We start from the raw sequence: 18,888 nt of genomic DNA on the forward strand, positions 1-18,888 counted from the left end.
TTTATGGGTTAAAACACCAATTGACGTTATTTGTAAGTTTGTAGTATGATTAGTCTGATTTGTAAATTGAAAGGAGGATCGGAGACACTATATTTTATAAAAGCGCCTGAACTATTCGGACGGGAAAATGGATAGTTGACGAGGAAGAGGTTTATCGAAGTAATCGGCGGATGCCTCTCGGTTGCCACACCACAACCGCAAGCTTTAGCAAAAAAACAAGAAGGTGACTTCTTGAACAAAGACTAAAGTACTGGTGCTCTGCGAAGAATATTACGTAAAGAGTGGGGCAAGTATGCCCCTATATAGTTACACAAAGATTTTGTGTATGTATATTAGCGCTGCTTGCCCCCCAATTAGGGAGGATTATTAATTATGTGCGGAATCGTTGGATATGTAGGAAATCAAGATGCAAAAGAAATCTTGTTAAAAGGTTTAGAGAAGTTAGAGTATAGAGGTTATGATTCAGCAGGTATTGCGATTGTTAACGAAGAAGGAGTACATCTTTTTAAAGAAAAGGGACGCATTGCTCAATTACGTGAAGTAGTTGATCAAAACGAAACGGGAACAGTCGGAATTGGTCACACTCGTTGGGCGACTCATGGTGCTCCAAGTCGTGTTAATGCTCATCCACATCAAAGTACTTCAAGTCGTTTTACGATTGTTCATAACGGTGTTATTGAAAACTATGAGGAAATCCAAAAGGAATATCTAAAAGGTGTCTCATTTGTAAGTGAAACGGATACAGAAGTAATTGTTCAATTGGTAGAACGTTCGATGGGAGAAGGGAACTCTGTTGAAAGAGCTTTTAGACAGACATTATCCTTATTAAAGGGTTCTTACGCAATTGCCTTATTAGATGAAACAGATCCAGACAAAATTTATGTAGGAAAAAATAAAAGTCCTCTTTTAGTTGGTCTTGGTGAAGACGTAAATGTTGTGGCTAGTGATGCTATGGCAATGTTGAACGTTACCAATAAGTTTGTAGAACTTATGGATAAAGAGATTGTCATTGTTAGTCGTGATGAAGTAACAATCAAGAACCTAGCTGGAGTTACAATTACTAGAGAACCTTTTATTGCTGAATTAGATGCAAGTGATATCGAAAAGGGAACGTATCCGCATTATATGCTAAAGGAAATTGATGAACAGCCTTTAGTGATTCGTAATATTATCTCCAAGTATCAAGATGAAAATGGAGAAGTTACGTTAGATGAGAATATCCGTAATGCTGTAAAAGCTGCAGATCGTATTTATATTATTGCTGCAGGTACTAGCTACCATGCTGGTCTTGTTGGAAAGCAGCTTATTGAAACGATTGCGAAGAAACCAGTAGAAACGCATATTGCTAGTGAGTTCCTTTACAATATGCCTTTAGTATCTGAAAAACCACTCTTTATTTTTATCTCACAAAGCGGTGAAACAGCAGATAGCCGTGGTGTTTTAGTAAATGTGAAAAAATTAGGCTATCCAGCCTTAACGATTACAAATGTTCCAGGATCAACATTATCTCGTGAAGCTGATTTTACACTTCATACTGTTGCTGGTCCTGAGATTGCAGTAGCATCTACAAAGGCTTATACGGCGCAAATGGCAGTGTTATCTTTACTAGCTGTTGATGCAGCTAAAGCTCAGGGGTTAAAGCTAGAGTTTGATCCAATTAAAGAGCTAAGCATCGTTGCTACGGTAATGGAAACACTGTGTGATCAAAAAGAAGCGTTAGAAAAAATTGCACGTGATTATTTAAGCGTAACTCGCAACTGTTTCTTTATTGGCCGTGCTTCTGATTTTTATGTTGGATTAGAAGGTGCCTTGAAATTAAAAGAAATCTCTTATATCCAAGCAGAAGGTTTTGCTGGTGGGGAATTAAAGCACGGAACGATTGCATTAATTGAAGAAGGAACACCGGTAATTGCCTTAGCAACACAAGCACATGTAAACTTAAGCATTCGTGGGAATGTTAAGGAAGTTGCAGCTCGTGGTGCGAATCCATGCATCATTAGTTTAGAAGGACTAAATGCAGAGAACGATCAATTGGTATTACCAAAAGTTCACGAATATCTAACACCACTTGTTGCTGTAGTTCCATTACAATTACTTGCTTATTATGCTTCACTTCACAGAGGCTGTGACGTTGATAAGCCAAGGAACTTAGCGAAGAGTGTAACTGTAGAATAATTTTAAAAAACTCTTAGTACAGCATCTTGATGTACTAGGAGTTTTTTTGCGTTAAAGAAAAAAATTATGCAACTAGATTTTTGGTGAAATTGAACAAGTATAACCAAGTCTTACAGGCAATTACCTTCACATATATTAACACTCTAAGAAAAATACTAAATGTATGAACTACTATGGCATGATGGAGGGGAAATATGAGCGCATTTAACTATAAAAATTCCTGGTTCAAAAACATTCGAGGGGATATCTTAGCGGGGATTGTTGTCGCACTTGCTTTAATTCCTGAGGCAATTGCTTTTTCAATCATTGCAGGGTTGGATCCAATGGTTGGGTTATATGCATCATTCGTAATGGCTATTGTTATTTCCTTTGTGGGAGGAAGACCGGGAATGATTTCTGCTGCAACAGGGGCGATGGCGCTAGTAATTGTTACACTGGTTGCGGACCATGGGTTACAGTATCTATTAGCTGCTACATTACTGACAGGAGTTCTTCAAATCCTGTTTGGTCTGTTTAAGTTAGCTAGGTATATGAAGTTTATTCCTCGGTCCGTAATGGTTGGCTTTGTGAATGCACTTGCTATCCTTATTTTTATGTCGCAACTTGAGTATTTTATTGGTGAAAGACCTATGATATATGCGTTAGTTGCGCTAACATTGCTCATTATCTATTTATTCCCTTACATAACTAGGGCAGTGCCATCTACTCTAGTAGCGATTGTTATTGTCACAGCTTTAGCAGTACTGATGAATATCCATGCCTGGACAGTCGGCGATATGGGGACAATTCCAAGAACATTACCTGATTTTTTCATTCCAGCTGTTCCTTTTAACTTAGAAACACTAAGAATTATCTTCCCGTATTCAATTGCTTTAGCTGTTGTTGGTCTGATTGAATCATTATTAACTGCTTCGATTGTTGATGATATGACAAACTCTGATAGTGAAAAAAATATTGAAAGTGGCGGACAAGGAATTGCAAACATTGCTGTAGGATTATTTGGTGGGATGGCTGGTTGTGCAATGATAGGCCAGTCAGTCATAAATGTAAAGTCAGGTGGTAGGGGTAGGTTGTCTACTTTTGTAGCTGGTGTTTTTCTGATGTTTTTGATTGCCGTGTTAGGTGATATTGTTGTATTAATCCCTATGGCTGTATTGGCCGGAGTGATGATCATGGTTTCCATTAGTACATTTGACTGGAACTCGATAAGGACACTTCACTTAGTCCCTAAAACGGATGCAACGGTTATGGTTGTTACAGTAGTAACGGTTGTTGTAACACATAATCTTGCTATTGGCGTCTTTGCTGGTATTTTATTGAGTGCAATGTTCTTTGCATCGAAAATATCGAATGTCGAAGTTGAAAGTAAGCTTGAAGGAAGAGTGAAGGTGTATAAAATTAGAGGACAACTATTCTTTGCCTCTGTCACTGATCTATTAAAGAAATTCGATTACAAAGACGATGTGAAAAAGGTAGAAATAAATTTATCAAGATCCCATATTTGGGATGATTCTGCGGTAGTTGCTATTGATAAAATTGTTCATAAATTTAAAGAAAACGGAATTGAGGCAAATGTTACAGGATTGAATGAAGAAAGTTCAGAGTTAGTGGATAAACTGGCAAATAGGTTAGGTGGTCATTAAACGGAGGTGAGAGATTTGTACAAGAAAATATTATTAGCATATGATGGGTCAGAACATTCAAAGCGTGCCGCGGAAAACGCAATCCAGATTGCAAAATGCAGCTCTGATTCGACAGTAGAAATTGTTTATGTGGTCGATGCAAATAAGGCAAAGAATGATGTACTGAGCAATTGGAACACAATGAATTTAGAGGAAAAACGAAAAGAACTTTTAACTGGTGTAACAAAGAAAGCCACTGATGAAGGTGTAAAATACTCTATCAAGATCTTACAAGGCGAAGCAGGCCCATCGATCATTAAATACGCCAATGATAATGATTTCAATATTGTAATTATAGGAAGTAGAGGTTTAGATGGAATACAGGAGTTCGTCTTAGGAAGTGTTAGTCATAAAGTAGCAAAACGAGTAAACTGTCCAGTGTTAATAGTAAAATAACAAAAGGTGTAATTCCTTAGGAAACTGAGGAATTATACCTTTTTTATTAGGTGATTTGAAGTTCCGTCAATAAAGTAGACAAAAAAAATTGAGATTTTTTTGGTGAAACCACTACCGCACTTCGTTTGGTGGGGTAGTAGAAGTGATCAATCAAAAACATGACTGATCACTTCTACTACCAAATGTCTAAATTATGAGATATTTTGTTGAGCCTACCGATAGTTTCTCTCGAATTGATTGGGTGAACACTTTCCTATCGTCGTATGTTTTCTTTTCTCATTATAAAAACTACTTATATAATAATTAACAGCTTTTATAGCCTCAGAACGTGTCTTAAAGCGGCGTCTATATATTAAGTCTTTCTTTAACGTCGCATGAAATGATTCAATACAAGCATTGTCATATGGATCACCTTTTCTACTCATGCTAATTTGAATTCCATGTTCGTTTAAAAGGTTTGTATACTCATTACAACAGTACTGTGAACCTCTATCTGAATGATGAATTAATCCCTCTTCAGGCTGCCTTGCTATAATAGCCCTATTTAATGCTTGTAACGTAAGTTCCTTTTTCATACGAGTATCAAGTGACCATCCAACAATTTTTCTAGAGAATAAGTCCATAACTGTTGCTAAATAAACCCAGCCTTCTAGTGTCCACAAATACGTAATATCAGTGACCCAGATACGATTCGGAGTATCTACGTTGAATTGTCGTTTAACTAGGTTTGGATATATTTTTAAGGTATGATTTGAATCCGTTGTCACTTTATACTTTTCCTTTGGAATCGCTCTTAGCCCCAACTCGCGCATCACTCTAGCTACGGTTTTCTGAGAAATAACGTATCCCCAGTCTAATAGATCATCATGTACTCTAGGACTACCATATGTGCCACCACTCTCATGAAACGACTTCTTAATTTTTTGTTCAATTTCTTTTCTATAACGTTCTCTTTCTGAATGAGTTTTCGCCTTGTTGTTTACCCATTTATAGTAACCGCTCGTCGAAACTTCAAGTACTTTGCACATCTTGGATACAGTAAATTCATCCCGATGAGCCTGAATGAAACTGTAGATTATACTTGGTTTTTGGTGAAGATGTGCATCGCCTTTTTTAAGATTTCATTTTCCTCTTTTAGCTGTTGTAATTCTATTTCATGTTGTATTTTAATCTTTTCAAATTCTTTAGGCGTAATGTATTGTTCAGTAAACATATCACCTCTAGCTTTTTCTTTATAAGCTAAGACCCATCTGGAAACAGTTTTGTAAGCTAGTTCAAACTCATAAGCTACCTCAGTAGCCTTTCTTCCTTCTTCTACAATTAATTTGGCTATATACTCCCTATACTCTTGTGTATGATGCTTACCCATATGAACACGTCCTTTAGAATGATAATTATATTATTAACTAAAATCTCATTTTGACGTGTCCACTTATTAGACTAACTTTAGATTTTCATAAAACTTTGTTGTTTTTAGGTCGTCTATTGAGAATAAATAAGCTTTTGGGACAAATTTATTTATACCAAAAAGCTTATTTATTCTCAATAGCTTCACGCAGAGCGTGAAGAACCAAGCATTCGCTTGGTTACGCCCTAAAACTAATAGCAACAATATTCTAGAAAAGAGCGTGAGCCATAGAATTATTTCGCAATGTCTATTTTTTAGTAAATTTTTGAAACAATTTTAGGAGTTCATTCGTCTAATACTAATGAGTAGTTTTTTCTGAATAATAGAAATAACACTAATCTTATCTTGTAAATTATGGTAAGTTATAGAAAGGTTGTTTAAAAATTGGTGATAACTGTAAAGGCTAGAAAACCAATACCTAGCACCAACGTAAGGTTAGTACATAAGCTATCATTTTTAAATTTTATTAAATTAAAGAAAGCAGGTAGAGTATGGTACATAAGACAACGAAACTAGTAATCTTGTTAGCTATTTGTTTTGCTTTTATTTTTCCTTTCCAAACAGTACTTGCGGTAGAGGATCGCCTCACCGTTTCAACAGAAATTGGCTTTGATAACAAAATAAAGCGTCAGCAGGGGTTCCCGATTGCTGTCACAATAACAAATGAGGGGCCTGATATTTCCGGAGAATTGGTGATCTCTGTCTCCCCAGGCTGGAATGCAAACGTAGGGAATATTATTACCTCAGTTGATATTCCAGCAAACAGCGAAAAAACAGTATGGCTTAGTTTACCTGGTCATAGTGATGCGCAATATTACGGAAATCAACAAAATGTCCAGCACATTCGTTTTTATGAGGGTGGTTGGCAGGAAGGAAAAGAAGTTAAGGTAGGTGGGAAAACCAAAATAGCGCCTCGGATGTACAATGAGGAGGATGTGTTGGTTGGATTATTTACTGATCAACCTGATGCTTTTAATTTCTTAAAAACTGTAAAAAGGCAACAGTATGGCAATTCTTTTACGACAATTCCGATCGATCCTGCAAGAGTACCGACAGAACCTATTGGATTAGGAATGTTTGAGTTTATCCTTATTGATCAATATTCATTAACTGAATTATCTAATGAGCAACAAGAGGCAATAAAATCATGGATATCAAGTGGTGGCAAGCTTATCGTTGGTGGGGACCTTGGTGTTCAGCAGAAGCTTGGGCAATTGTCCTCACTGTTACCAATGGAACAAGATATCAAATCGGTAACGGCTTCCACGGAATTCTTTAATAAAAAAGATGGACGTGAATATCCGACAGAAACGATTGAGTTGATTACAGGAACGTTGGCAGATAGTGCACAGATAAGTAAAAAAACAGAAAATGGTGATCCGGTGGTGACATCTCGCCCTTATGGTAGAGGAGAAGTACTCCAACTATCGTTCTCTCCTAGCGCACAAACTTTTGCGAGCTGGGATGGAGCGGGGGCCTACTGGTCAGATGCAGTACAACCAACTTTGCAAAACTCTACGATGTACTATGATTCTATTTATGATCGATTAGCATGGGGGATTGCTAATACAACTAGTTTATTTCCGTCATCCTTTCTGCCTTTTTCAGTACTTGTGATTGTGTTCCTTGTTTATGTCATTTTAATTTTTCCAACGATCTATTTTATTTTACGTAAGGTTGATAAGCGGGAGCATTCTTGGTGGATCCTACCAACAATCTCTATCCTTATTTGTTTGGGAATTTTCGGTTTCGGTGGGAAAGACCGAATTGCTCAGCCGCAAATGAATGAAGTGACGATTTTGCAGTTAGATGAGCAAGGACTTGGTCAAGGGTATGGAAGTATTGCATTGTTAAGTAACCGAAGTGGAAATTATACGATCAATGTCTCAACAGGCAGCTTTTCTCCATTTCCGATTTCTAATAATCATTCTATGAACCGTTACGAAGGAAATGCGGGGATTCGCAATCAAGGTGATCAAGTCGATATTTTACTTAAAGATGTTGAGTACTGGTCGATTCGTAACGTCGCTGGACCAATTTCAGCGCTAGAAGTGGGTGGCTTCGAAGTTGATCTTAAGGTCATCGATAAGAAGGTAACGGGAACCTTAAAAAATCAAACACAACTTAGCTTTAGTGAAATGTTGTTATGGTCAGGTCGTCAAGAGGTTTCCCTCGGCTCAGTCGGACCAGGCGAAACCATTGATATTAGCTTTGAACTCAATGGTTCCAGACTTACTACACCGACCTGGAGAAATAATTATTCGCAATCTAGTAACATACTAGAACGCCGACGTGAGGATCTACTTCGTTCATTACAAGAATTTAATATGTTTGAGCGAGGCAAACCAGCGATCGTTGGTTTAAGCGGGGATGAATTGTTGCAAGCTTCACTGGAAAATAAAGCGGCACTTGTCGACCGTTTAAATATTATTGTCCAATCTATTGATGTAAAAGATGCATTTGGTGGTACCTTTGCTCTTAACACAGATGATTTGACACCATATGCGTATATGGTAGAAGGTCAGGGGTACTTGGATACAATGGAACTTGAAAGAGGTGGGCGAAGTGTATATGCCTCTGCAGGAACTTTTGAATTTGGTTTTACAGTACCAGAAGAACTAGTCGGAGAAAAAACAACGTACTCTGAGCTAGGTATCAAGGTTCGAATTCCGGAAAGTTTCAACTATGAAATTTATAACCATGAGGATGAGACTTATGAAGCACTAAATGCTAGCAATACATTTGAGCAACCAAAAAAATATGTAAGTGAGTTTGGTCATATCATGATCCGTGTTCAAAAGTCAGAAATGCCTGATCAACTTCCTGTACCAGAAGTGACACTGAAAGGGGAAACGAAACGATGATTGAAACGATAAATCTAACAAAAAAGTATGGTTCTTTTACAGCGCTTAATGATTTAAACTTATCAATTGCTGAAGGAACAGTTTATGGGTTTGTTGGGCAAAATGGTGCCGGCAAATCAACGACGTTTCAAATATTAGCGACACTCATGTCCCCTACGTATGGCACAGCTTACATTAATGGTTTGGATGTAATCAAGGAATCAGCAAAGGTTCGCCGACTTATTGGTTATATGCCAGATTTCTTTGGTGTCTATGATCAGTTTAAAGCAGAGGAGTATTTACATTTTTATGGTGCGAGTTACGGCCTAACTTTACAGGAACGATCAGAAATCATTCCACAACTACTAGAGTTGGTAAACCTTAGTCATAAGCGCGATTCTTATGTCGATCTACTCTCAAGAGGGATGAAGCAGCGTTTGTGTCTTGCGCGCTCCTTAATCCATGACCCAAAAGTTTTAATTCTTGACGAACCTGCATCGGGACTCGATCCGCGAGCTCGTGTAGAGATGAGAGAAATCCTAAAAGAACTAAAAACGATGGGAAAAACAATTATTATTTCGTCCCATATTTTACCAGAACTAGCAGAAATGTGTGATGAGATTGGCGTAATAGACAATGGAAAGCTTGTAGCATCTGGTACTGTTTCAGAAATTCAGATGAAGCTACAACAGCAAAAGGTGATCACAGTGACAGTTAACACTGATGTCGATAAAACTGTAAGATTTTTTGAAGATGATCCGGATGTAATGAACATTCATGTTCTTGAAAATGGAACGATACAATTTGGCTATCGAGGCTCAGATGACAATCAGCAGGCACTCATTAAAAAGGCAGTCTTAGCAGACGTTCCGTTATTAAGCTTCAAACCTCTTGAAAAAAATCTAGAGGACGTCTTTATGGAAATAACGAAAGGGGTTGAGGAATCGTGAAATCAGCACTTTTAAATCCTGTGTTAAATAAAGAAATTAGACTTCGTTTTCGTTCTAAGAAAAGCTTTATTGGAATTGCTGCCTATTTATTAATTATCGGGATAATCTCTCTTGGGTTTATTGGGTTAACATTAAACTTTGATTCCATGGGAACATTTCGACCTGAAGAAAGTAGGGGGATGTTTCTATTAATTAGTATGTTTCAGCTTGCCCTCGTTATTTTTATTACTCCGGGCTTAACAGGAGGCGTAATAAGTAGTGAAAGAGAGAGGCAGACATTGCCCATTTTATTAACTACGGCACAATCATCTAGCTCGATCATTTTTAGTAAGCTTATATCTTCACTAGCATTCCTACTTTTGATTGTATTTGCTTCAGCTCCTTTATATATGATCATCTTCTTGTATGGAGGTATTTCACCATCAAGTGTACTTGCTAGTTTCGGACTTTATACGTTCACGATGCTTGTGATTGGAAGTATTGGTGTTTTACTATCTACTCTCATTCAAAAAACGATTATTGCGATGGTTACCACCTACAGCGTTGCCTTTTTTATGACAGGTGGCTTAGCCGTTATTACGGTGATGCTAACAAACTTCAGTTATTCATTCCAAAATCAAGGACAGGACTATATATGGCCATTTCTATTTGCATCAATTAATATTCCGATCATGTTCTTTTCATTGTTTGAGGAATCCATCCTTAGTCAATTTCAGGATATGTCAGGATATTCATTTTCGCCATGGATCATTTTCTTTAGTGTGTACAGTGCTGTAATTGTATTGTCGCTAATATTAGCAATCAAGAAATTGCGTCCAAAAATGCGAACGAAACCCTATCCAAAACGAATTAGCTGCTAGATATCAGTAAAAAAGGAGTGAGGCGAAGTGGACGATAAAGGTCAATTTCTAAAGCTATTGCTAGAAGTGAAAAATAACCTCTTAAAGTATCACTTTTTTCGTTTTTTTCAATACGCGCTTTTCTTTATTGTTTTGGCCATTTTTATCATAGCGATGCTTGCTCGTTGGGTTGTCATCACCAATATTTTCGTCTGGCTACTAATCGTTTCCGTCATGGCATTTGCTGGGGTTTTCTTTTATTGGTATCAGAAAAGACCAACAACGAAGACTGCTACCCTTTTATACGATGGTGAAGTGAAAGAAAGCAGAGTCATTACTGCCTTTTCATTTTTAAGTGATACTCGTGAATTAGCGAGGTTGCAGCGACTCGAGGCTATTAGGCTAATGAAGCAAGCTAAGCACGAGATCGTCTCTAAGCAAAAGTACACCTTTCATTGGAAAGAATTGAGTATCGTCATTGTCCTAATTAGTGGGACGGTTCTCTCATTCCTATATCCGAGTGAGCCGATGGTAGCAGCTGAAGCTATTCAAACAAATAAAGAGTTAATTAATGATTTGCAGGAAGAAATGAAAGAACTAGATGAACAAGAAAACGAAGAGCTAAAAGAAAAGCTTGAACAACTGAAAGAAAAGTTAAAAGAAGTAGAAACTGCAGAAGAGGCCCTACAGGAGCTTCTCCTTACCGAACAGCTATTAGAAGAAATGAAGCTAGAACTAGAATTGAAAGAACAACAGCTTAACCAGTTTTCAGAACAGTTTGATCATGCGGACTTGAGTGAACTAGCGAAGGCATTGAAGGAACTAAATGAAGCGGCTCTCCAAGAAGCCTTAGAAGCATTAAAAGGGGTTGAGCTAACAGAAGAACAGAAACAAGCGCTTCTTGAAGCAATGGAGAAGTTGTCTGGTCATGATGTTGGTTCCATGGAAGAGTTAACCGCTGAAGAGCTTGCGGAAATGTTGGAGAACTTAGAGGAATTTCTTTCAGAATTAATGGAGGCTAGTCTCGATTTAGAGGCACTTGCACAGTTGCAGCAGCAATTACAGCAGTCTGCAATGTCAATGAACTCTAATATGTCGAGTGCAGGACTTCAAGCTAACCCTTCTCTCTCTTTTTCAAAACCACAAACGCAACCATCGTCATCTAATGGTAATTCCTCAGGGCAGGAAGGTTCCGAGTCAGGCAATGAAGGTGGAGAAGGTCAAGGCGGAGAAGGTTCAGGCTCGGGCGAAGGTAGTGGTTCTGGCCAGGGGCAGGGCCAAGGCCAAGGTTCTGGGAGTGGCTCGGGTTCTGGTGGTCAAGGTTCAGGAGGTGGAGGCCAAGGTGCAGGAGTTGGTCAAGGTTCAAGAGAATTAGTTACTGTTCCTGATCGTTTGCAAGCAGGAACAAACATAGAAACGGATCAAGGAGAACTTGGTTCTGGAAGTGGCGAAAAGCAGCAGTCAGAAACAGCCGCAGTCTTAAAAGGGTCTACGCGACCTTTTCAAGAAGTCCGTGGATATTATGAAGCAAGCTATAGAGAAAGTATGAAACGCATGCAGCTCCCGCGGCATTTAGAAGGGGTTGTCCGTGATTACTTTAGTGAACTTAATATGGAACAGGAGTGACCAACGTGGAAGAAGCACAATTTCAGCAAGCGCGCGAGCAGCTACAAATAACAAAACGAGCGATTCAGTCCTTTATTGTAGGACAGGAGGATGCACTTAATCAAATTATATGGTCGATGTTTGCTGGGGGGCACGCCTTATTAGAGGGACTTCCAGGTGTAGGGAAAACAATGATGATTCGTACGATTTCAGAGGCAATGGAACTGAGCTTTTCAAGAATTCAGTTTACTCCTGATCTCATGCCAGCGGATATTACAGGGACAATGATGATTGAACCAAATGAACAGGGGAAGCAAGAGTTTACTTTTCACCAAGGACCTGTTTTTTCAAATATTGTTCTAGCAGATGAAATTAACCGGGCGACGCCAAAAACTCAAAGTGCACTACTTGAGGCAATGGGGGAGCAGACTGTAACAGTTATCGGAGAAACACATTCCTTACCAAGGCCGTTCTTCGTGCTTGCAACACAAAACCCCGTTGATTTAGAGGGGACATATCCTTTACCCGAGGCTCAAATGGATCGCTTTCTTTGCAAAATTAATATCGCTTATCCTAGAAAGAACGAGTTAAAAACGATTATTGAGCGAACAGTGACAAATGAAAAAAAGGACATTCAAGCGCTGATGAATAGCTTGGATGTTATCGCAATTCAAAAACTGGCAACTAAAATCCTTGTTGCGGATGATATTCTCGATTTCGCTATTAACCTAGTGATGGCTACTCATGCAGATCATGAGCTCGCACCAGAGTCTGTTCGCGCTTACGTTCGTTTTGGCTCAGGTCCACGTGGCCTCCAAAGCTTAATTAAAATCGCAAAAGTGCGTGCTTTAATGGAAGGGCGCTACCATGTTTCAGTTGGTGACATAAAACAAGCAGCTTTACCTGTGTTACGCCATCGCCTATTTTTAAACTTTGAAGGAGAAGCAACGGGTATTTCAACGGACAGATTGATTGAAGATGTCATTGAAAAAGTTTCTGTTGCCGAAACTGTATGACGATGCTACTACCATCAGATTTACGGCTAAGATTAGGACGTTTAGCGTGGCAAACAACCCAGATGAAACGCGGCCTGCAAAAAGGTAGTCGTCGCTCGAAAATGTTTGGTAGTTCACTAGACTTTTCTGATTTCAGACCGTACCAACCGGGTGATGATGTTCGTCAGGTCGATTGGAATGTTTATGCTAGAACCAATCGGCATTATATTAAAAGGTTTTTAGATGAACAAGAATTGTCGTTAACCATCTACTTAGACTGTTCATCATCCATGGGATTAGAGGAAGAGAAGTGGCAAGCGGCTAAAGCATTAACTGCTGCGATTGCACATATTGGATTAGCTAATGATGACCGGGTCTCAATTATACCGGTATCCAAAAGTAATGTTCCTTTTTTAAACAAAAAAGGAATTGTCTTTTCTAATCAAATGGTTCAGCAAATTCAAACATATCAGACGTCTGTGACGGAACATTTCTTTGAGCAATTACCACAGTTTCGCCAGCGAAAGTCCATGTTAAGTTTTTTGATTAGCGATTGTCTTGACCCAGTAAATGTAATGATGAACCAGTTAAAGGTTGTTCAGGCACACCAACAGCTCCGTGTCGTACATCTTCTTAGTGAAAGGGAATTAAACCCTACCATCTCTGGGGATTTAAAATTAATTAATGTTGAAGATGAAACGGACGTAGTGCAAGTAAGCATGAATCGCCAAGTCCTTCAACAATATGAAGAGAGATTGCAAGAACATTGTCTTTCTCTTGAAAGACAATGCAATGACCGTGGAATTGGCTACGTACAGGTTAGCTCAGGTCAATCTCTAGAGGATATTATCTTATATGAAATGAGAAAAAAGGGTTGGTTAGCGTAGCGTGATTAGCCAATGGTCGAAAACAGAGCAAAAGGAAGTTAATTTGGACTTAGAAAACTGTCGAGCTACAGGTGCCATCTGATCCTGCAGTACTCGTCGCAAGTGCGAAGAAGCTAAATCGGGGTAGATCTTGGCTCGGGGTCAAAAACAATTGTTCACTTAAACGCTGCCTCTGTGGTCCAATAGGACCTTGAGGCAAAGCTGCATGTAGCTAAATCTAGAAGTAACACCTGTTGTGAACGAGGTCAGTAGCTTTTGTCGGGGCTTAAATGGAAAAAGCAGACCACTTTTTCCTAGGGAAAAAGCCACTACACTTTTTCCTAGGTGCCTTGCGCTTTTCTTAATGAAAGTAGGTGACAGCGATGGGAATACTAGTTCCCGCATTTTTAGGGCTTTCTATTTTTATAGGTGGAGTCGTCCTTTTTTATATGTTTAGAAAGCAATATACGGAACAAGTCATTTCATCTAATTTACTTTGGGAGCAAGTGATGAATGAATGGCAGGCAACAACGTGGTGGAAAAAGCTGCAAAGGCAGCTTTTGTTGTTGCTACAAATATTAATCCTCCTCTTCTTAATGCTGGCGCTAGCTCGTCCTTTTTTTACTGCAGATGGATTAGAAGGTGATCATGTAATTATCCTTTTGGATAGTTCTGCTTCCATGACGACAACCATTGATCAAGATGGAACAACTAGATTTGAGCAGGCCAAAAAAGAAATCTCGGGACTGATAGATAAACGCTCACGTAGTCAAGCTGTAAGTATCATTTCCATAGCTTCGACTCCAACCCTAGTAGTAAATAGAGAAATAGATCAGCGAGTCATGAAAGATGCCCTTGAGGAGATCACTATATCCTATGAATATAGTGAAATTCAGCGAGCTTTGTCCTTGGCTAAGGCATTAAGTGAACAGCAGGCATCAAGTATCTATGTTTTCAGTGATCAAATGACTGAAGAGCACTTTATTGAAAGCCAGATCAACTCACCTTTTCATGTAGTGAATATCGCAGGGGAAAATGATCGTAATATTTCAATCATGACCTTTGGAGTCAATACGAGTCGTGCCGGAGCCTTAGGAGTAGTTACATTGAGAAATGAAAGTAGCGAGGAGCAGTTGGTAACTATTCAGGTAATGGCAGATGGTGAACTCGTCCACACTGAAACCGTACAAATGGAAGCAACAACTCAGGCCTATCTTACTATAGGGGCGTTACCGCCAGCTACGTATTATACGGCAAAAATTATCGAAGACGATATTTACCCATTAGACAATGTTGCCTATTCGTTTTCTTCGATAGAGGTAAAGCCAGTTCTTTATTTGCTGGGAGACATTAATCCATTTTTACATAAGGTTTTCCTTCAACTAGGTAACGATATAATTCAAGCGGAGAAAATTGAGGATGTTCATGAGTTTGCAAAGAATAGCATTGTTATAGCTTCTGAGACAGAGCAGGTCTTCGAGGTTGGTAGACCACTCTTTTTGTTACCGTCCGCAGAGGGAGAGGGTATCCCTTTGGAAAAAAAGGTTGAGATAAAGAGCAATGACGAACTCTTTAGTTATGCTGATGTAGAAGAGATTTACATTAGCCAAGCTCAGTCACAGGTTAGTCAGTCAGTTAGTTTGGTAGATACGGTTATGTTCAGTGGCGACATTCCGCTAATTCAAAAGGGTTATAAAAACGGATTGCCATTTGTTCAACTTTTATTTGATATTCAAGATTCAGACTGGCCCCTTCATTTCAGTTTTCCGATTTTTATCTATCATTCTTTAGAATATTTAAAGGGGGAATCTACTCATTTTGGTTATTTTCAGCCGAATGAGGAACGAGCTTTACAGTTAGAGACAGCAGGAATGTACAGTGTCATCGATGAAACAGAGGAAGTAATTGCTACATTTGATCGTGACAATGATTTTTTTAGAGCTCCGAACAAGCCAGGTTTGTATTCGTTAGTAGATAGTGAAGGAAACATCAAGCGTTTTGCAGTGATTTTAGATGAGCGTGAAAAAGAAACTCAAGCATATCAATCGTTTTCAAAACAAGGGAAAGAAACAACAATGGAAACCGGTACCGTGCAGTATGAGTGGTGGCCTTGGCTTCTGTTGATCGCCTTCATTATTTTGTTGGTTGAATGGGAGGTGTACAGACGTGGGATTCGAGCTTGAACGACCTCTTTATTTGTTATTCGTTATACCAGCTTTTTTACTAGTGGTATTGTTTTTACGTACTAAAGTCCAATTAACAAAAAGAGAAAAAAAGATAATCGTTCCATTACGAATGATGATCGTCCTTCTCTTGGTATTTGCGCTTTCCATACCAAATCTTGTGTTTACTACAAAAAATGTCCATACAGTATTTATTGTCGACCGTTCAGATTCTATTAATGGTGTGAATTCTGAAATGACAGCTTTTATTAGAAATGCAGTTGCTGCTAAAGGTGCGGATGATCAGTTTGCTATTGTGTCAGTTGGGAGAGACGCTACCGTTGAAAGAATGCTCGGTACGCAATCGAGCTTTAGTAGTGATTGGAGTCAAGTGCATGCCGATTACACGAACATAGAAGCGGGGATACAAATTGCTTCAAGTCTACTAGCTAGAGAAGGATCTGGGCGTGTGGTTATTTTAAGTGATGGAAATGAAACGTTGGGAGACGCGCTGCAGCAAGCTAATTTTGTAAGAGTGCAAGGAGTGACTGTTGATGTTGTTCCATTTTATCAGGAAAAACTAAAGGATGTTTCTTTGCAAGAGTTTATTGTACCTCGTCAAATGTTTAAAGGCGAACAAGCGTCGTTGTCACTAACTGTTTATAGTACGGAAGAAACCGAAACAACGCTTCGCATCTTATTAAATAATGAAGCGATTGTTCAGGATGTTGTCGAACTAAAGCAAGGTTCAAATTCGTTTCGATTTAATTCTCCAATAAACGAAAGTGGCATGCATCGGTTACGTGCTGAGGTGCTTACGACTGGGGATAGCATTCTTGAAAATAATCAACTGACAGCGATGACTGTTATTACCGGAACTCCAAATGTATTATTAGTAGAAGGAAATCGGCTAACTTCAAACCCATTGTACGATGCGCTGAATGCTACTGGTTTAAATGTAAATCAGATTACTCCAGAGTTTTTACCAACAGAGTTAAATGGGTACCTCCAGTATGAAACGATTATTTTCAGCAATGTATCAAGTATGCGGATGACAGAAACACAGATGGATTTAATTGAAAAAGCAGTAAGAGACTTCGGAGTCGGTTTTATCATGACTGGTGGTCATGAAAGTTTTGCTCTTGGTGGCTATAAAGATACTCCCATCGAAAAGGTGCTTCCAGTGGAAATGGAAATCAAGAGTGAAGAAGAGCTTCCATCGTTAGGTCTCGTCTTTGTCATCGACCGTTCTGGTAGTATGCAAGGAATGCGTTTGGAATTGGCCAAAGAAGCTGCCGCAAGATCAGTTGAATTGTTACGTAAAGGTGATACGGTCGGTGTCATTGCCTTTGATGACCGAACATGGCAAATCGTTGATACCGAAAAAATGACAGATATTAAAGAGGTGTCGGAAAAAATACTAGGAATCACTGCAGGCGGTGGTACTGATATTTATCCAGGATTAGCGGAAGCATACGCACAGTTAGCACCACTAGAATTACAGCGGAAACATATTATCTTACTAACAGATGGGCAATCCCCGGAAAGTGGGAATTACCAAACACTAATAGAAGGTGGAAGAGAAGCGAATAATATTACGCTCTCGACTGTTGCAGTAGGTGATGGTGCAGACCATTATTTATTAGATGTACTAGCTGAATATGGTACAGGAAGATTTTACTCGGTGTATGATGAAACCACAATCCCTAGTATATTATCTCGAGAAACAATGCTTACAACTCGGACGTATATAGAAGATGAACCATTCTATCCTAGAGTGAACAACACGACAGAATGGAGCACTCATTTTACAAGTGGTGTTCCACAGTTGAATGCGTATATAGCAACAACTCCTAAAGGGCGTGCGACCAATGTTCTGATTAGTATTAAGGATGATCCAGTGTTATCACGCTGGCAATATGGTCTTGGGAAAACCGTTGCTTGGACCTCAGATGTCGAGGGTGTTTGGTCTGGCCAATGGGCTGCATGGGATCATTGGTCAAGTTTATGGAATGATATCGTCACTTGGACCTTTCCTGCAGATGTACAGGACCCCTTTGAAGTAGCACAAAAAAGAGAAGGTACAACGAGTATTCTAACTTTCACAACGGAAGAAAATCAATCTCGCCCACTAGAGGCGACGGTTGTAAATGAAAGAGGCCAATTAATAGAAGCCAATATTCGTATGACCGCACCTGGGGAGTACGAAGTATCCTTTGATGGACATGAAGGAATGCATTATGTGCAGTTGACAGATTTACAGCAAGCACCTGTTTTTCAAACGGGTATTACTGTTGCTTATCCAGAGGAGTATCGAATGCTGCCTACCAATGAAGCTTTTTTAGAGGCTCTTGCAGATGTAGGTGGAGGGATGGTTTTAGAAGAGGGGAAAGAAGCATTTCGTCCGTTAAATGAACGGCCTGTTACAAGGCAGCCAATTGCTCATTCACTCATTCTGCTTGCCTTTCTCTTATTCTTTGTAGAAGTCGCTGTTCGTAGGTTTGGAGTACCAAGAGTAAGTGGTTGGTATAACAAAAGCAAAATTAACAGTGATTCAATCAGGCCGTCAGAGACTATCCCGAAGATCCAGCGTAAAGCAGAAAAGCGCAATGTTGTTAGCGAGATAGCAAGAGACACATCTCATGACAAAGCTGTGTCGCAAGAACGAAACTCAGAGCCTAAAGGGAAGGATAACCAAAAGAACTCTAACGAAAAAAGGGTAGACACACAGGATACAATGAAACGGTTATTAGAGGCCAAAAAGCGTGGGCGGAGATAGATAGGGAAAATCCGAGAGGGTCATAGACCTCTCGGATTTTTATTTGTTGGTTGTTAAGGGAAATATATGTTTTTTCATCTGTGCATAAGTTTAATTATAGTGACAATCTAGCTTCAGCGAGGCTACTGCTTGAAATAGCTTCTTAGCTGCCTTGCGACGAGTAAACGTAGTGGCGCAGGAGCAGCTTT

General features: G+C 39.2%; 13 protein-coding genes. 11 read left to right on the top strand and 2 right to left on the bottom strand.

Going from position 1 to position 18,888, the window contains the following annotated elements:
- Positions 1–372 precede the first annotated feature (372 nt).
- The 3 genes from glmS to H1D32_RS01205 all read left to right on the top strand — a co-directional run bounded on the left by glmS (position 373) and on the right by H1D32_RS01205 (position 4,253).
- Positions 373–2,175, top strand: coding sequence for a glutamine--fructose-6-phosphate transaminase (isomerizing) (gene glmS / locus H1D32_RS01195; protein ID WP_261176367.1), 1,803 nt, complete (start codon positions 373–375; stop codon positions 2,173–2,175).
- A 194-nt stretch (positions 2,176–2,369) separates the two neighbouring features.
- The gene (locus H1D32_RS01200; protein WP_261176368.1) at positions 2,370–3,818 is read left to right on the top strand and encodes a SulP family inorganic anion transporter; all 1,449 of its coding nucleotides are present in this window, start codon (positions 2,370–2,372) and stop codon (positions 3,816–3,818) included.
- Between the two features lie 15 nt (positions 3,819–3,833).
- On the top strand, positions 3,834–4,253 hold the full coding sequence (locus tag H1D32_RS01205; protein WP_261176369.1) for a universal stress protein: 420 nt from the start codon (positions 3,834–3,836) through the stop codon (positions 4,251–4,253).
- A gap of 212 nt (positions 4,254–4,465) precedes the next feature.
- Here H1D32_RS01205 and H1D32_RS01210 read toward each other — a convergent pair whose 3' ends face one another.
- Together H1D32_RS01210 and H1D32_RS01215 are read right to left on the bottom strand one after the other, a co-directional pair.
- Positions 4,466–5,332, bottom strand: coding sequence for an IS3 family transposase (locus H1D32_RS01210; RefSeq protein WP_314733340.1), 867 nt, complete (start codon positions 5,330–5,332; stop codon positions 4,466–4,468).
- Positions 5,329–5,622, bottom strand: coding sequence for a transposase (locus tag H1D32_RS01215; protein ID WP_261176370.1), 294 nt, complete (start codon positions 5,620–5,622; stop codon positions 5,329–5,331). The genes H1D32_RS01210 and H1D32_RS01215 overlap by 4 nt, the downstream gene beginning before the upstream one ends.
- Before the next feature lie 530 nt (positions 5,623–6,152).
- Here H1D32_RS01215 and H1D32_RS01220 point away from each other — a divergent pair.
- From H1D32_RS01220 to H1D32_RS01255, 8 genes are all read left to right on the top strand, one after another.
- Complete coding sequence (locus tag H1D32_RS01220; RefSeq protein WP_261176371.1) at positions 6,153–8,525, top strand: hypothetical protein; 2,373 nt, start codon at positions 6,153–6,155, stop codon at positions 8,523–8,525.
- Positions 8,522–9,454, top strand: coding sequence for an ABC transporter ATP-binding protein (locus H1D32_RS01225; protein ID WP_261176372.1), 933 nt, complete (start codon positions 8,522–8,524; stop codon positions 9,452–9,454). Before H1D32_RS01220 ends, H1D32_RS01225 begins: the two co-directional genes overlap by 4 nt.
- Positions 9,451–10,314, top strand: coding sequence for an ABC transporter permease (locus tag H1D32_RS01230; protein ID WP_261176373.1), 864 nt, complete (start codon positions 9,451–9,453; stop codon positions 10,312–10,314). Before H1D32_RS01225 ends, H1D32_RS01230 begins: the two co-directional genes overlap by 4 nt.
- Before the next feature lie 27 nt (positions 10,315–10,341).
- Positions 10,342–11,919 (top strand): hypothetical protein, encoded by a 1,578-nt coding sequence (locus H1D32_RS01235; RefSeq protein ID WP_261176374.1) that lies wholly within the window; start codon positions 10,342–10,344, stop codon positions 11,917–11,919.
- On the top strand, positions 11,916–12,914 hold the full coding sequence (locus H1D32_RS01240; RefSeq protein WP_261176375.1) for an AAA family ATPase: 999 nt from the start codon (positions 11,916–11,918) through the stop codon (positions 12,912–12,914). Before H1D32_RS01235 ends, H1D32_RS01240 begins: the two co-directional genes overlap by 4 nt.
- A gap of 2 nt (positions 12,915–12,916) precedes the next feature.
- Positions 12,917–13,780, top strand: a complete 864-nt coding sequence (locus H1D32_RS01245; protein ID WP_261176376.1) for a DUF58 domain-containing protein — start codon at positions 12,917–12,919, stop codon at positions 13,778–13,780.
- Positions 13,781–14,142: 362 nt separating this feature from the next.
- Positions 14,143–15,942, top strand: a complete 1,800-nt coding sequence (locus H1D32_RS01250) for a vWA domain-containing protein (RefSeq protein ID WP_261176377.1) — start codon at positions 14,143–14,145, stop codon at positions 15,940–15,942.
- Positions 15,926–18,700 (top strand): VWA domain-containing protein, encoded by a 2,775-nt coding sequence (locus H1D32_RS01255; protein WP_261176378.1) that lies wholly within the window; start codon positions 15,926–15,928, stop codon positions 18,698–18,700. The genes H1D32_RS01250 and H1D32_RS01255 overlap by 17 nt, the downstream gene beginning before the upstream one ends.
- Positions 18,701–18,888: the final 188 nt, after the last annotated feature.

Origin of the sequence: Anaerobacillus sp. CMMVII (genome assembly GCF_025377685.1) — a bacterium.
Lineage (GTDB): Bacteria > Bacillota > Bacilli > Bacillales > Anaerobacillaceae > Anaerobacillus.

Excerpts from the sequence above, each read along its gene's own strand:
- glmS (WP_261176367.1), top strand. The coding sequence starts at position 373 with ATGTGCGGAATCGTTGGATATGTAGGAAATCAAGATGCAAAAGAAATC.
- H1D32_RS01200 (WP_261176368.1), top strand. The coding sequence starts at position 2,370 with ATGAGCGCATTTAACTATAAAAATTCCTGGTTCAAAAACATTCGAGGG.
- H1D32_RS01215 (WP_261176370.1), bottom strand. The coding sequence starts at position 5,622 with ATGGGTAAGCATCATACACAAGAGTATAGGGAGTATATAGCCAAATTA.
- H1D32_RS01220 (WP_261176371.1), top strand. The coding sequence starts at position 6,153 with ATGGTACATAAGACAACGAAACTAGTAATCTTGTTAGCTATTTGTTTT.
- H1D32_RS01225 (WP_261176372.1), top strand. The coding sequence starts at position 8,522 with ATGATTGAAACGATAAATCTAACAAAAAAGTATGGTTCTTTTACAGCG.
- H1D32_RS01245 (WP_261176376.1), top strand. The coding sequence starts at position 12,917 with ATGCTACTACCATCAGATTTACGGCTAAGATTAGGACGTTTAGCGTGG.
- H1D32_RS01250 (WP_261176377.1), top strand. The coding sequence starts at position 14,143 with ATGGGAATACTAGTTCCCGCATTTTTAGGGCTTTCTATTTTTATAGGT.